Genomic DNA, 14,169 nt, shown 5'->3' with positions numbered 1-14,169 from the left:
TAGCGGCGCGGCCCGCACGTCGGTACCGTCGCTGTCGTTGCTGGTTACCGCTGGTCTGTCAGCAGCGACGTGCACCGGGAGACCACAGGTGCACGGTTCATCGACGAACGAGTTACGGAGGAATCGTGGCGCTTCCCCAATTGACGCCGGAGCAGCGTGCCGCCGCGCTAGAGAAGGCGGCTGCAGCCCGAAAAGTACGTGCCGAGCTCAAGGAGCGGCTCAAGCGAGGCGGGACCGATCTGAAGCAGGTTCTCGCGGATGCGGAGACCGACGAGATCCTCGGCAAGATGAAGGTCTCGGCCCTGCTGGAGGCGTTGCCGAAGGTGGGTAAGGTCAAGGCTCAAGAATTGATGACCGAGTTGGAGATCGCACCGTCGAGGCGCATCCGGGGCCTCGGTGATCGTCAGCGTAAGGCTTTGTTGACCAAATTCGATTTCGAAGCGTGATCTACGGAGGTACGGCACGTGTCCGACAGTGACGCGTCACCGCACGGGAGGGGCCGGCTGATCGTTCTGGCCGGTCCCTCCGGTGTCGGCAAATCCAGCGTCGTTCGCGTGTTGCGACGTGAACTTCCGGAACTGTGGTTCAGCGTGTCGGTGACGACGCGGGATCCGCGGCCCGGCGAGATCGACGGCGAGGACTACCACTTCGTCACAGCGGCCGAGTTCGACCGGATGATCGAGGCAGGCGAGTTGCTCGAGTGGGCGAGTGTGCACAGTGGTCTGCATCGTTCCGGTACGCCTGCCGCGCCGGTGGAGGCGGCGTTGGAGGACGGCAAGCCCGTTCTGCTCGAGCTCGATCTGGCTGGGGCACGCGCGGTACGTGTGTCGAAGCCGGAGGCAACTCTGGTGTTCATGGCCCCGCCCACGTGGGACGATCTGGTCCAGCGCCTGACCTCGCGTGCGACGGAGGATCCGGCGGTCACCGCACGTAGACTCGAGACGGCGAAGGTCGAATTGGCTGCGCAGGAGGAGTTCGACACGGTGGTTGTCAATACCGATGTCGACCATTCTTGTGCTCAGTTGGTATCCTTGTTGGTCGGTAGGTCGTCGGTCGGTTGACCCCGGCCTGCAATCGACGAAAGCGCTCCGCAGCACACACGATGTACAACTCAGGAGATTCATAGTGAGCAGTAGTTCTCTGGCCGGTTCCGACTTCGACGCGCGTAGCGCACTTCCGGCTTACGACACGCCGCTCGGAATCACCAACCCTCCCATCGACGAGCTCCTCGCTCGCACGTCGTCCAAGTACGCACTGGTCATCTACGCGGCCAAGCGTGCACGCCAGATCAACGACTACTACAACCAGCTCGGTGACGGAATCCTCGAGTACGTGGGCCCGCTCGTCGAGCCGGGTCTGCAGGAGAAGCCGCTGTCGATCGCGCTCCGCGAGATCCACGAAGATCTGCTCGAGCACACCGAAGGCGAATGACAATCGAATAGGACCGGGTCCGTTGCGCGTAGTCGTCGGGGTAGGCGGGGGAATCGCCGCCTACAAGAGCTGTTCCATCATTCGTAGCTTCACCGAGGCAGGTCATCACGTTCGTGTGGTGCCCACGGAATCGGCGTTGGAATTCGTCGGTCGCGCAACGTTCGAGGCTCTGTCCGGCAGCCCGGTTCACACCGGCGTCTTCGCCGACGTGCCCGAGGTGCCGCACGTCCGGCTCGGCAAGGAAGCCGATCTTGTCGTCGTCGCGCCCGCAACGGCGGATCTGATGGCTCGACTCGCCGGCGGCCGTGCAGACGATCTCCTGACTGCAACTCTGCTCACCGCTCGGTGTCCCGTGCTGCTCGCTCCAGCGATGCACACCGAGATGTGGGAGCACCCGGCAACCGTCGCCAACGTCGACACGCTGCGCAGTCGGGGCGTCACCGTCCTCGAACCCGCATCCGGTCGGCTGACCGGACGCGACACGGGGGCAGGCAGACTCCCCGACCCAGACGAAATCTACGGTCTCGCGCTTCTGCTCGCCGAGCGCGCGGAGGCGCTTCCTCGTGACTTGACCGGTCGCACGCTCGTCGTCACGGCGGGCGGTACGCGCGAACCTCTCGATCCTGTTCGGTTCCTCGGGAACAGGAGTTCCGGCAAGCAGGGGTACGCGCTCGCGCGAGTCGCCGCTCAGCGTGGGGCGGATGTGACCTTGATCTCGGGCTACACCGCAAATCTGGCGGACCCCGCCGCTGTCGATGTCGTCGAAGTCAAGACGGCGCAGCAGATGCAGGCCGCGGTTCGCAAGTTCGCTCCCGACGCGGACGCGATCGTCATGGCTGCCGCCGTAGCGGACTTCCGTCCGGCCAGCGTGGCCGGCAGCAAGATCAAGAAGGGCGCGAACGAGCCCGATTCGATACCTCTGGTCAAGAACGACGACATACTCGCCGGCCTCGTCGACGCCCGTCGAGCAGGCGAAATCCCCGCCTCCACCGTCATCGTCGGGTTCGCGGCGGAGACCGGTGACGAGAACGGCGACGTTCTGACCTACGCGAGGGCCAAGTTGGCCCGCAAGGGATGCGACCTACTGGTGGTCAACGCCGTGGGCGAAGGCAAGGCGTTCGAGGTCGACCACAACGACGGATGGTTGCTCGGCGCCGACGGATCCGAGTCCGCACTGGGTGAGGGATCCAAGTCCTTGCTCGCAGGCCGCGTCCTCGACGCGGTCGGCACGATACTGTCCGCAGGTTCGACACAGCGCACGGAATCGACACAGCGCACGGGTTCGAATCAGCCGTGATTGCAAGGGTGCACAGGCATCCTGTGCACGACTAGTGTCGAATATTTGTAGATACAGCTTGGCTGAAGTGAACGCTTTTGACACGTCGAGAGGAAACACGTGAGTAAGTCCGGTAGTCGGCTCTTCACCAGTGAGTCGGTAACAGAGGGCCACCCCGACAAGATCTGTGACGCGATCAGCGACTCGATCCTCGACGCGCTGCTGACGGAGGATCCTCGTGCACGCGTGGCCGTCGAGACGCTCGTCACGACGGGCCAGGTTCACGTTGCCGGCGAGGTCAATACGACGGCGTGGGCGGACATCCCCAAGATCGTGCGCGACAAGGTGCTCGAGATCGGGTACGACTCGTCGGCGAAGGGCTTCGACGGCAACTCCTGCGGAGTCAACGTGGCGATCGGCGCACAGTCGCCCGAGATCGCGCAGGGCGTCGATCACTCGCACGAGGCGCGTGTCGAGGGGTTGTCCGACGACGAGATCGACCGTCAGGGCGCAGGCGACCAGGGATTGATGTTCGGGTACGCCAACACCGACACTCCTGAGCTCATGCCACTGCCGATTGCTCTGGCGCACAGGCTTTCTCGACGACTCACCGAGGTGCGGAAGAGCGGCGTCCTGCCGTACCTGCGTCCCGACGGCAAGACTCAGGTCACCATCGAGTACGACGGTGACAACGCAGTCCGTCTCGACACGGTGGTCGTGTCCACGCAGCACGCCGCGGACATCGATCTCGACAACCTACTGACGCCGGACATTCGCGAGAAGGTGCTCGGATCGGTCCTGGCGGAACTGAACGTCCCGTCCCTCGACACCTCCGACGTCCGGCTGCTGGTCAACCCCACCGGCAAGTTCGTTCTCGGCGGGCCCATGGGTGACGCAGGCCTGACCGGACGCAAGATCATCGTCGACACCTACGGCGGCATGGCCCGGCACGGCGGTGGCGCGTTCTCGGGCAAGGATCCGTCCAAGGTGGACCGCAGCGCCGCGTACGCGATGCGCTGGGTAGCCAAGAACGCGGTGGCGGCAGGTCTCGCGGACCGCATCGAGGTACAGGTCGCCTACGCCATCGGCAAGGCTGCACCCGTCGGTCTGTTCGTGGAGACCTTCGGAACCGAGAAGACCGATCCTGCTCGCATCCAGGCCGCGATCTCGGAGGTGTTCGACCTACGTCCGGGCGCCATCATCCGCGATCTGGATCTGCTTCGACCGATCTACGCGCAGACCGCCGCGTACGGCCACTTCGGCCGAACCGACATCGACCTGCCGTGGGAGTCGACGGACCGCGCAGACAAGCTCCGCGCCGCCGCGGGACTCGCCTGAGCAGCGCACCGAAAGCGGCAGCACCCGAGCTACCCGTAGCTCGGGTGTTGCCGCTTCTCCCGCTCCCGCATCTCGACCGCGAATTCGACTACCTCGTTCCGGCGGAGCTCTCGGAGGATGCGAATCCCGGTGTGCGAGTGCGTATTCGCTTTGCCGGCCGGCTGGTCGACGGCTACATCGTGGAGCGTGTCGCCACGAGCGACCACACCGGCAAACTCGGCTTTCTCGATCGCGTCGTCTCACCCGAACGTGTCCTCACCTCGGAGATCGCGACGCTGGTCGACGCTGTTGCGCACCGCTACGCAGGAACGCGCGCCGACGTGTTGAGGCTCGCCGTCCCGCCGCGTCACGCCAAGGTCGAATCGGAGCCGCTGCCGGATGTCTCCGCCGTCTCCACCGCTGCCGACCACCCAGTTGTCGACGCCTCTGTGTGGGACAGGTACACACACGGCGCTGCGTTCGTCGATGCTCTCAGGGCGGGCCGTGGACCCCGAGCGGTCTGGCAGGCGCTGCCGGGTGAGGACTGGGCACGGCGGATCGCGGAGATAGCGGCCGTGACGGCAACGTCGGGTCGCAGCGCCGTCGTCGTGGTGCCGGACCAGCGGGATCTGGACCGAGTGGCGTCGGCGTGTCAGGCCGTCCTCGGCGACGACCAGGTGGTGGCACTGTCGGCCGGGCTCGGCCCGGCGAAACGCTATCGACGCTGGCTCGCTGCGCTACGGCGCGACGTGTCCGTAGTGGTCGGGACCAGGAGTGCCGTGTTCGCCCCGGTGCAGAACCTCGGCCTGATGGTGCTGTGGGACGACGGCGACGACGGGTACGCCGAACCACGTTCGCCCTATCCCCATGCGCGCGAGGTGGCGCTCCTCCGAGCGCACGGCACCGGGTGCGGCGTCGTCCTCGCCGGGCATGCGCGCACCGCCGAGGCCGAAGCCCTCGTCGACTCGGGGTGGGCTCACGACCTGTTGGCGTCGCGTGAGACGGTGCGGGCCGCGCAACCGCACATCGTCGCGCTGGCGGACAGTGATCATGCGCTGGCACGTGACCCGGGGGCGCGTGCTGCGAGACTGCCGGCCATCGCGTTCGACGCCGCGAGGACCGCTCTGAAGAACGACACGGCGGTGCTGGTTCAGGTTCCGCGCGGCGGGTACGTTCCGTCGCTCGCATGCGCGAAGTGTCGCAACCCCGCTCGATGTCGACGGTGCAACGGACCGCTCGCGTTGCCGTCTGCGCCGGGTGCCGACGGAGCAGGTAGCCCGACGTGCCGGTGGTGCGGAGCTGCGGACACCAACCACAAGTGCGCTGTGTGCGGATCGAGGGCCCTGCGTGCGGTCGTGATCGGCGCGCACCGCACCGCCGAGGAATTGGGCCGCGCCTTCCCGGGTGTTCCGGTGCGCACGTCCGGTGGAAGCGCTGTCCTGGACTCGGTGGATGCCGGTGCGTCGCTGGTGATCTCGACGGTGGGTGCGGAACCGACGATCAGCGGCGGGTACGGGGCGGCGCTGCTGCTCGACGGATGGGCACTGCTCGGGCGTGCGGACCTCCGAGCGGCCGAGGAAACCCTCAGACGATGGATGACGGCGTCGGCGCTGGTACGCCCCGGTGCCGACGGCGGCAGGGTGGTCGTGGTCGCGGAATCCGAGCTGCCCACCGTTCAGGCGTTGGTGCGGTGGGATCCGGTCGGCCACGCCCGAAGCGAGTTGGACGAGCGCGTCGACGTTCGCTTTCCTCCCGCCGTCCACGTCGCGGCGGTCGACGGAACGACAGCCGCGATCACGGCGCTCGTCGAATCCGCGGAACTTCCGGCCGAGACCGAAGTCCTCGGGCCCGTGGAACTGCCCGACGGGCAGCGTCTGCCCGCGGGCGGGGGAGAGGACCGACTTCCCGGCGACGTACAGCGAATACTGCTCCGCGTGCCTCGTCGTGCAGGCGGAGCGCTGGCGCGTGCTCTCGCCGACGCGCAAGCCGCCAGCAGCGCCCGGAAGAACACGGAAGCGGTTCGCGTACAGATCGATCCGATCCGCATCGGTTGACGCTCCCATCAGCGCCCCTCAGCGCCTAGAGTCCATACCGACAGTCGAGTCGGACTGGACATCGAGTCGTACATCGGAGCGGGGTCGGGGAAATGAAACGTAGACAGTTGATCAGACGTGTCGCGACGGGCTTGGCCGTCGTCGCAGGTGCGAAACTCGCCGGGCCTGCGGTCGCCCAGGCGGCACCGGAGTCGGGGTCGTCGAATCTGCCGGGGTTCGGAATACCGCTGGATCGTCTGCTGAAGATCGTGTCGCTCTCGCACGTGAACGACCCGGCGACGACGCCGATCTTCCCCGGCGATCCGGAGTTCGTGCTCGAGACGGCTGCGACGGTGGCCGAGGACGGCTATTACCTCCAGAACGTTCGTGAGGGTGAACACACCGGATCGCATTGGGGTGCACCCGCTCATTTCCAGGACGGTGGCCTGACGGCAGATCAGCTCGTTCCGGAGGATCTGTTTCTCCCGGCGGTGAAGATCGACATTCGGGAGAAGGCGGCGGCGAACGCCGACTACGCGGTGACGATCGCCGATCTTCGGGAGTGGGAGGCGTTTAACGGACGAATTCCGTCCGGTGCCGCCGTCGTTCTGTGGACCGGGTGGGAATCGCGTTGGGGGACAGACGCGTACGTGAACGCCGACGCCGACGGTGTCACTCATCAGCCGGGATTCTCCGTCGATGCAGTGCAGTGGCTCATCGACACGGGTCGTCTCGCGGAACGAGGTGCGTTGGGAACCGACACCTTCGGGCCCGACCTCGGCAACGACGACACCTATCCGGTGTCGGTGAAGCTGTACGACAGGCATCGCATCAGCCTCGAGAATCTGCGCAACCTGGAACAGCTGCCCACCACCGGCGCCTACGTTCTGGTCGGTGGTCCGATCAATCGGGCTGGATCCGGTTCGCCGGCAACGATATTCGGACTGGTTCCACGGCTGCCCTGAGCGTCCGCAGCGGCGCGCCCGTGACCGAACCAGTCGAACGGCGCGCCCTGCACCGACAGGTTGTAGACCATACGGAGGGTTCCGTCGGAGTCGTACGCGAACACTCCGGCCTTGCCGTTCTTCTTGGCCTCGTACATCGCTCGATCGGCGTTGCGTAGCAGGGCGTCAGCGGTGACGGAGTGCTCGAACACGTCGAGTTCCACGACGCCGACGCTGGCACCGATGGAGACGACGTGGCCCTCGATGTCCTGTGGTTCTCGCAGTGAGTCCACTATCGATCGGGCCGTGGTGCAGCCGGCATCGATGGATGCCGGGATGAGCACGGTGAACTCGTCGCCGCCGAATCGGGCGACGACTCCGCCGTGTTCTCCAGCGTTCACCGAATCCACGAGTCGACCCGACAGAGTCTTCAGCGATCGATCGCCTGCTCCGTGACCGAGCCTGTCGTTGATCGCTTTGAAGTCGTCCAGGTCGACGAGCAGAAGTACTCCGACATCGCCGTTGTCGTTGTGACGTTCGATGGCGGCGGCGAGGTGTTCGTCGAAGGCGGAGCGATTGAGCAGACCGGTCAATCCGTCGTGGTGGGCGCGATAGGTCAGCTCGTTCTGAGTCGAGTACAGCGTGCGCAGGAGCGCGTCGTTCTGTACGAGCGTCATGACCTGCCGCACCACCGCGAGCACGATCACGCCGAGAAACAGACCGAAGACAACAGGGTCCACGGTCCCGTTCGTGAACCGCTGCAGCGCCACGGCCACTCCGGTCAGAGCCATCAGCGCGTACGGCAGCAGGAGCTGGGTCCGGTCGTGCCCGGATCCGGGCAGCGACTCGGTGGGCTCGAGTGGCCGGGTGGGCCCGGGTGATCGGATGGGCGCGGGTGATCGGATGGGCGCCGGTGTTGGGGCGAACTCGGGGTCCGTGCTCGTCGCGACGACCGACGGCGCCGAGGCCGCCAGCGCGATCAGGACCGGTCCGGCGATGAAACCGGCGTCGGCGATCAACGGCATCTCGTTTGCACCCGATGCGACCAGGTACGCGTACAGGCTGTCGGACACGGCCAGCGATGTCAGACCCCCACCCAGCAGGGTGAGCTGAGCCCGGTAACGCCGCAGGACGCGGGGTATCACGGCGAGCAATCCGACCATGGCCAGGAGGACGAGGTCGGTGATGGGGTACATGAGAGCGATGAGGAACTGCAGCGAATCGGATCGGTCCGAGCGGGCGACCTGACCGAGCACCGTCGCCCACGAGATCACGAACAACGAGCCGACGACGACGAGACCGTCCAGAACCGACGTGAGCCACTGGTAACTGCTGCCCGACTCCGTGCGATGGGGCGCGCGTCGCATCACGGACAGGAGTGCGGGCACCGCGAAGATGGGGAAGAGGAAGAAACCGATGTCCGCGTAGGACGGCGATGGCAAGGGCACATCCAGCACCGATCGGTAGAGGGCCCAGATCACCATCCCGCCGGTCCAGCACGCCATGCCGGCGGCCATCAGCAGGCGCCACCGACGCTGTGCGCCGGATCGGCGTCCACCGGTGCGCCAGCACACGACGGTGGCAGCGATCCCTCCGGCGAGTTGGCCTGCGTCGTCGAGGGCGACCGACGCGGCGTCGGGGAGAAGTCCGGAACTCGCGAGCGCCACGACGAGGGCGACCGCACCGAGGGAAGCGATCACGCGCTTCCTCAGTGAGTTCGCCATGGTGCCCCCTCGTATCGACACGAACCTCGGTGCGAACAGGCTAGCCGCTCGTGGCAGCTGTCGGCCGCCGTCCAATGAACTGCTCGACAGTCACTCTTGCCGAAAACCTATTGTCGATATATCGTCAATACGTCCAAACGATACAGAAGGAGACGGACATGGAAAATTTCTACGAACATGAGCACGTCCACGGACACGCACGGCGCGGGGGACCGCATCACCGGGGCGGTCCCCATCATCGGGGCGGTTTCGGTCCCGGCGGTTTCGGGCCCGGCGGTTTCGGGCCTGCGGGCAACCTCGGCCGCGGCCGCGGCCGCGGAGGACGAGGTCGTCGCGGTGACGTTCGAGCTGCAGTCCTGCTGATCCTGGCCGAGTCGCCGATGCACGGGTACGAGCTGATCCAGCAGATCGTCGCGAAGAGCGAGGGCGCGTGGAAGCCGAGCCCGGGGTCCATCTATCCCGCGCTCTCACAGCTCGAGGACGAGGGTCTCGTCCTGATCGAGAAGGTCGACGGTCGCAAGACGGCTCGCCTGACCGAGACCGGCCGGACGTTCGTCGACGAACACCGGGAGGAGCTGGGTTCTCCGTGGGACGACGTACGCGGAACGGTCGGAGGTGATGCGATGGACCTGCGGGGTCTGATCGGATTGCTGATGGGTGCCGCAGGTCAGGTCGCTGCGGTCGGGACGCCGGGTCAGGTCGCGGCCGCAAGCGAGGTTCTCGTCGATGCGCGCAGACGCCTGTACCGAATTCTGGCCGAGGAGGAGACACCGCACGCCGGTGAGTCCGACGCATGATCGACGGGCGTGCTCGTGCCCGGTGGGTGGTCCCTAGAATGGGTGGTTCGTGAGAAATCCGTTCTACCTATTCGTGGGAGCCCTCTGGTGCGCGTTGTGTTCGCAGGTACGCCCGACCCGGCAGTTCCGTCGCTGGCGCGACTGATCTCGTCGGATCGGCACGACGTGGTCGCGGTGATCACGCGTCCGGATGCGGCCGCAGGTCGTGGACGCAAGATCGGACGCTCGCCCGTTGGACTGCTGGCAGACGAACACGGGATCCCGGTGTTGACGCCGCAGCGCCCGTCGGAGCCGGAGTTCCTCGACGCTCTCACCGCGCTCGAACCCGACGTGTGCCCGGTCGTCGCATACGGAGCACTGCTGCCGCGGCCGGTGCTGAACGTACCGAAGTTCGGATGGATCAATCTGCACTTCTCGCTGCTCCCCGCGTGGCGGGGCGCGGCCCCGGTTCAAGCAGCGATCTCCGCGGGCGACGACGTGACGGGCGCATCGACGTTCCTCCTCGAAGAAGGCATGGACACCGGCCCGGTCCTGGGCGTCGTCACCGAAACCATCGGGTCGACCGACTCGGCGGGCGACCTGCTGGGCCGCCTCGCGCTCAGTGGTGCGGTACTGCTCGAAGCGACTCTCGACGCGATCGAGGCCGGTGAGGCCTCCGCAGTTCCGCAACCGGTAGACGGCGTGTCCTACGCACCGAAGATCACCGTCGACTCGGCGCGCATCGACTGGACCTCCTCGGCGGCGTCGATCGACCGGCACGTCCGCGCGGTGACCCCGTCGCCCGGTGCGTGGACGACGATCGGAGACGTGCGGCTGAAAGTAGCCCCGGTCACAGTGTCGGACGTGGGCCTCGAAGCCGGGCACGTCCTGGTCCGCAAGGACGGGGTGTTCGTCGGGACTGCAACGACCGCAGTAGCTCTGGGCGACGTCCAACCCCAGGGCAAGAAACTCATGAAAGCACTCGACTGGGCGCGCGGTGCCCGGCTGACGGAAACGGCGGTTGCCCTGTGAGCTCCGAGAAGAACCAGGGCCGAGCAGGCCGACGCGGCAACGTGAACAACGGGCCGACGCGCACCTCGGGATCCCGCCGGGGGGCGGGCAACCGGCCGAATCGTGGGGGAGGGCCGGGGTCGACCCCGCCTGTCGACCCTGCGCGACTCGCCGCCAGAGACGTACTGAAGGCGGTACGCGAGCGGGATGCCTACGCCAACCTCGTGCTCCCGGGGCTGCTGCGCGAGCGCAAGCTCGACACGCGTGATGCTGCCCTGGCGACCGAACTCGCCTACGGAGCGTCGCGAGCCCGAGGATTCCTCGACTCGGTCATCGAAAGCGGTTCGGGTCGTGCGATTTCGGAGATAGACGGTGGTCTGCTCGACATCCTGAGGCTGGGTGCTTACCAACTGCTTCGTACCCGCGTGGCGCCCCACGCTGCCGTGGCGACGTCGGTCGATCTGACCAGGGCCGAGTTCGGCAGCGGCAAGGCAGGATTCGTCAACGCCGTGCTTCGGCGAGTGTCGGAGAAGTCCGCCGATCGATGGGTCGACGAGCTCGCTCCCGCAGCAGACAAGGATCCCGTCGGACATCTGGCGTTCGAGTACGCGCATCCCAAGTGGATCGCGCAGGCCTTCGCCGACGCGCTCGGGGCGGACGCCGCAGAACTGGCGGATGTGCTGGCCGCCGACGATGCCAGGCCCGCAGTCCATCTCGTCGCACGACCTGGGGAGATCTCCGCCGAGGAGCTCGCCCTCGTCACCGGAGGTGAAGAGGGCAAGTACTCGCCGTACGCCGTCTATCTCGACGGCGGTGATCCCGGCAAGCTCGACGCAGTCCGAGACGGCCTGGCCGGTGTGCAGGACGAGGGCAGCCAACTGGTGGCGCGCGCGCTGACGCTGGCACCGATCGAGGGCGAGGACGGCGGACGCTGGCTGGACCTGTGTGCAGGTCCCGGAGGCAAGGCGGCTCTGCTCGGGGCGATCGCCGAGATCGACGGCGCCCGTGTCGACGCCGTCGAACCGACCCCGCACCGTGCCGACCTCGTGTCGAAGACGACGAAGGGGCTCCCGGTCACCGTTCACGTCGTGGACGGCCGGGACCCGGGTCTCGACGGCGGATACGACCGAGTCCTGGTCGATGCGCCCTGCACCGGACTCGGAGCGCTGCGCCGGAGGCCCGAGGCGCGGTGGCGTCGCACGCAGTCCGACCTGGCGGGGCTGGTGGCGTTGCAGAAGGAACTGCTCGCCTCCGCACTGAAGCTGGTACGGCCGGGCGGCGTCGTCGTGTATTCGACCTGTTCGCCGCACCTGTCCGAGACCACGGCCGTCGTCGCGGACGCGGTGCGCCGATACGGCGCTCGGCAGCTGGACACCCACCAGCTCCTGCCCGACGTTCCACAGCTCGGTGACGGTGCGTCGGCGCAGCTGTGGCCGCACCGCCACGGAACGGACGCGATGTTCCTCGCTGCGCTTCGTCGACCGTTGGACTGACGCTGCGCATTCCTCCAAGTGCCGCGGCCGGACATGGTCGACACTGTTCCCATGGCACTTGCATGGGAAGACCTCGTCTCGTTCGCCGCGACCCTTCCGGAGACCGAGGAGTCGACGTCCTACAACACTCCCGCGTTGAAGGTGGCGAACAAGTTGATAGCCCGTCTACGGGCCGAAGCAGAGGGCGGCGTGGTCGTCATGTGCAGCCTCGAAGAGAAAGAAGCTCTGCTGGCCGCGCCCGGCTCCGCGTACTACACCACGGATCACTACGACGGGCACGGCTCGATCATCGTGGACCTGGACCGGGCGGACGCCACCGAAGTGCAGGAGCTGCTCACCGAAGCGTGGCGAGCGAAGGCGCCCAAGCGGGCCCTGAAGCGGCTCTGAATCGGGCACGGAGAAATCACGCGCCGCGGGAGCCCGGCGGCCGACCCTTTAAGCTGTCTCATCGTGGCAGCTCCGATGATCGCTCCGTCCATCCTCTCCGCCGACTTCGCCCGTCTGGGGGAGGAAGCAGAGGCCGTCGCAGGCTCCGACTGGCTCCACGTCGACGTCATGGACGCGCATTTCGTTCCCAATCTGACGCTCGGCCTTCCCGTCGTCCAGAGTCTCGTCAAGGCCACCGACATACCCCTCGATTGCCATCTGATGATCGAGGATCCGGCTCGGTGGGCGCCGCCGTACGCGGAGGCAGGTGCCTACAACGTCACGTTCCACGCGGAGGCGACGGACGATCCCATTGCCGTCGCGAAGGACATCCGTGCAGCGGGAGCCAAAGCAGGCCTGAGCGTGAAGCCCGGCACCCCGATCGAGCCGTACCTCGAGATACTTCGGCATTTCGACACGCTGCTCGTCATGAGCGTCGAGCCGGGCTTCGGCGGACAGTCGTTCATTCCCGAGGTGCTGAGCAAGGCTCGCACGGTACGCAATCTCGTCGACTCCGGCGAACTGACCTTGGTCGTCGAGATCGACGGCGGCATCAATGCCGACACCATCGAGCAGGCCGCGGACGCCGGCGTCGACTGCTTCGTCGCCGGGTCCGCCGTGTACGGCACAGCCGATCCCGCAGCGACCGTGCGCGCGTTGCGCGACCGTGCAGCCGGGGCGTCGCACCACCTCGCACACTGATGACATCCGGCGCCGCTGTGAGCGAGACCGCCGCCATGGCGCTCGCCATCGCCGCGTCGGAAACGGCCAGGGGGTCGACCAGTCCCAATCCGCCGGTCGGAGCCGTCATCCTCGACCCCGACGGGGTCGTCGTGGGGACCGGGGCGACGCGGCCGCCCGGGGGTCCGCACGCCGAGGTGGTCGCTCTTGCGGAAGCCGGTGAACGCGCACGCGGCGGAACGGCAGTGGTCACGCTCGAACCGTGCAATCACACCGGTCGGACCGGTCCGTGCTCGCAGGCGCTGATCGCGGCAGGCGTTCGTCGTGTCGTCTATGCGGTGGCCGATCCCAACCCTCTTGCCGAAGGGGGAGCAGGCACGCTCGCCGAGGCAGGCGTCGACGTCTCGTCCGGGTTGGAGTCCGACGCCGTGAAGCGCGGTCCACTGCGTGCGTGGCTGCACAAGCAACGGACCGGACGCCCCCACATCACGTTGAAGTACGCGGCAAGTCTCGACGGCCGCAGCGCAGCGCAGGACGGCACGAGTCAGTGGATCACCGGACCCGACGCTCGCGCGCACGTACACGCGCAGCGCGCGACTCTGGACGCAATCGTCGTCGGGACCGGAACCGTGATCGCGGACGATCCGCTGCTCACGGCCCGGCTTCCCGACGGAAGCTCCGCACCGCACCAACCCGTCCGCGTCGTCGTCGGCCATCGTGACATCCCTCCCGAGGCGCGCATCCGCGGCGACCACACACGCACGATCTTCGTCCGATCGCACGATCCGCACGACGTCGTCGACGCGCTCGGCGAGTACACCGACGTCCTGGTCGAGGGTGGGCCGACCCTGGCCGGCGCCTTTCTCGCCGCAGGTGTCGTCGACCGCATCGTGGCGTACATCGCTCCCGTCGTACTCGGTTCGGGGACCTCGGCGGTGGAGAATGCAGGCGTCGGAACAATTTCCGACGCCCTGCGGTTCTCGATCGAGAGTGTCGTCCCACTGGGAACCGACGTGGTCGTCAGCGCGGTGAAGCTGCAGAAGTGACCGGAAACGAG

14 protein-coding genes are annotated in these 14,169 nt (G+C 66.9%); 13 read left to right on the top strand and 1 reads right to left on the bottom strand.

Translation table 11 applies throughout. The features are described from left to right. Positions 1–125 precede the first annotated feature (125 nt). The 7 genes from mihF (at position 126) to BH95_RS05485 (ending at position 7,022) form a co-directional block, all read left to right on the top strand. Entirely contained in the window at positions 126–446 is a 321-nt protein-coding gene (gene mihF, locus BH95_RS05515) for an integration host factor, actinobacterial type (RefSeq protein ID WP_019666383.1), read from the top strand. An 18-nt stretch (positions 447–464) separates the two neighbouring features. Beyond that, positions 465–1,061, top strand: a complete 597-nt coding sequence (gmk, locus tag BH95_RS05510) for a guanylate kinase (protein WP_019666382.1) — start codon at positions 465–467, stop codon at positions 1,059–1,061. Between the two features lie 64 nt (positions 1,062–1,125). Beyond that, positions 1,126–1,431 carry a DNA-directed RNA polymerase subunit omega gene (gene rpoZ, locus BH95_RS05505; RefSeq protein WP_019666381.1) on the top strand — a complete coding sequence of 102 codons (306 nt, stop codon included), beginning with the start codon at positions 1,126–1,128 and terminating at the stop codon, positions 1,429–1,431. Positions 1,432–1,453: 22 nt separating this feature from the next. Next, entirely contained in the window at positions 1,454–2,728 is a 1,275-nt protein-coding gene (gene coaBC / locus BH95_RS05500; RefSeq protein ID WP_037181324.1) for a bifunctional phosphopantothenoylcysteine decarboxylase/phosphopantothenate--cysteine ligase CoaBC, read from the top strand. 99 nt (positions 2,729–2,827) lie between these two features. Further along, entirely contained in the window at positions 2,828–4,045 is a 1,218-nt protein-coding gene (gene metK / locus BH95_RS05495; RefSeq protein WP_019666379.1) for a methionine adenosyltransferase, read from the top strand. After that, a complete protein-coding gene (locus BH95_RS05490) occupies positions 4,042–6,078 on the top strand; it encodes a primosomal protein N' (RefSeq protein ID WP_179275338.1) in 2,037 nt (678 codons plus the stop codon). Before metK ends, BH95_RS05490 begins: the two co-directional genes overlap by 4 nt. A gap of 92 nt (positions 6,079–6,170) precedes the next feature. Further along, entirely contained in the window at positions 6,171–7,022 is an 852-nt protein-coding gene (locus BH95_RS05485; RefSeq protein ID WP_037163080.1) for a cyclase family protein, read from the top strand. Here the strand turns inward: BH95_RS05485 and BH95_RS05480 are convergent. Further along, on the bottom strand, positions 6,938–8,725 hold the full coding sequence (locus BH95_RS05480) for a GGDEF domain-containing protein (protein ID WP_037163083.1): 1,788 nt from the start codon (positions 8,723–8,725) through the stop codon (positions 6,938–6,940). The genes BH95_RS05485 and BH95_RS05480 overlap by 85 nt on opposite strands. 158 nt (positions 8,726–8,883) lie before the next feature. On the opposite strand from BH95_RS05480, the gene BH95_RS05470 reads away from it, so the two are divergent. The 6 genes from BH95_RS05470 to ribD all read left to right on the top strand — a co-directional run bounded on the left by BH95_RS05470 (position 8,884) and on the right by ribD (position 14,158). After that, a complete protein-coding gene (locus BH95_RS05470) occupies positions 8,884–9,522 on the top strand; it encodes a PadR family transcriptional regulator (protein ID WP_080737961.1) in 639 nt (212 codons plus the stop codon). Between the two features lie 87 nt (positions 9,523–9,609). Beyond that, positions 9,610–10,533: a methionyl-tRNA formyltransferase gene (gene fmt / locus BH95_RS05465; protein WP_037181323.1), complete on the top strand. Its 924-nt coding sequence runs from the start codon at positions 9,610–9,612 to the stop codon at positions 10,531–10,533. Positions 10,534–10,574: 41 nt separating this feature from the next. Next, positions 10,575–12,005, top strand: coding sequence for an RsmB/NOP family class I SAM-dependent RNA methyltransferase (locus BH95_RS05460; RefSeq protein WP_027498523.1), 1,431 nt, complete (start codon positions 10,575–10,577; stop codon positions 12,003–12,005). A gap of 51 nt (positions 12,006–12,056) precedes the next feature. Continuing rightward, a complete protein-coding gene (locus BH95_RS05455; RefSeq protein WP_176458839.1) occupies positions 12,057–12,392 on the top strand; it encodes an MmcQ/YjbR family DNA-binding protein in 336 nt (111 codons plus the stop codon). Between the two features lie 63 nt (positions 12,393–12,455). Continuing rightward, the gene (rpe, locus tag BH95_RS05450; protein WP_037163093.1) at positions 12,456–13,133 is read left to right on the top strand and encodes a ribulose-phosphate 3-epimerase; all 678 of its coding nucleotides are present in this window, start codon (positions 12,456–12,458) and stop codon (positions 13,131–13,133) included. Further along, positions 13,133–14,158 (top strand): bifunctional diaminohydroxyphosphoribosylaminopyrimidine deaminase/5-amino-6-(5-phosphoribosylamino)uracil reductase RibD, encoded by a 1,026-nt coding sequence (gene ribD / locus BH95_RS05445; RefSeq protein ID WP_037163096.1) that lies wholly within the window; start codon positions 13,133–13,135, stop codon positions 14,156–14,158. Before rpe ends, ribD begins: the two co-directional genes overlap by 1 nt. Positions 14,159–14,169 lie beyond the last annotated feature (11 nt).

This window comes from Rhodococcoides fascians A44A (genome assembly GCF_000760735.1).
In the GTDB taxonomy this organism is placed as follows: domain Bacteria; phylum Actinomycetota; class Actinomycetes; order Mycobacteriales; family Mycobacteriaceae; genus Rhodococcoides; species Rhodococcoides fascians_E.
The sequence above is the reverse complement of the archived record's forward strand: the minus strand, read 5'-3'. Positions and strand labels throughout refer to the sequence as shown.

Bases quoted from the DNA above. Each gene is read 5' to 3' on its own strand.
- BH95_RS05480 (WP_037163083.1), bottom strand. From the start codon at position 8,725: ATGGCGAACTCACTGAGGAAGCGCGTGATCGCTTCCCTCGGTGCGGTC.
- BH95_RS05485 (WP_037163080.1), top strand. From the start codon at position 6,171: ATGAAACGTAGACAGTTGATCAGACGTGTCGCGACGGGCTTGGCCGTC.
- ribD (WP_037163096.1), top strand. From the start codon at position 13,133: ATGACATCCGGCGCCGCTGTGAGCGAGACCGCCGCCATGGCGCTCGCC.
- BH95_RS05470 (WP_080737961.1), top strand. From the start codon at position 8,884: ATGGAAAATTTCTACGAACATGAGCACGTCCACGGACACGCACGGCGC.
- BH95_RS05455 (WP_176458839.1), top strand. From the start codon at position 12,057: ATGGCACTTGCATGGGAAGACCTCGTCTCGTTCGCCGCGACCCTTCCG.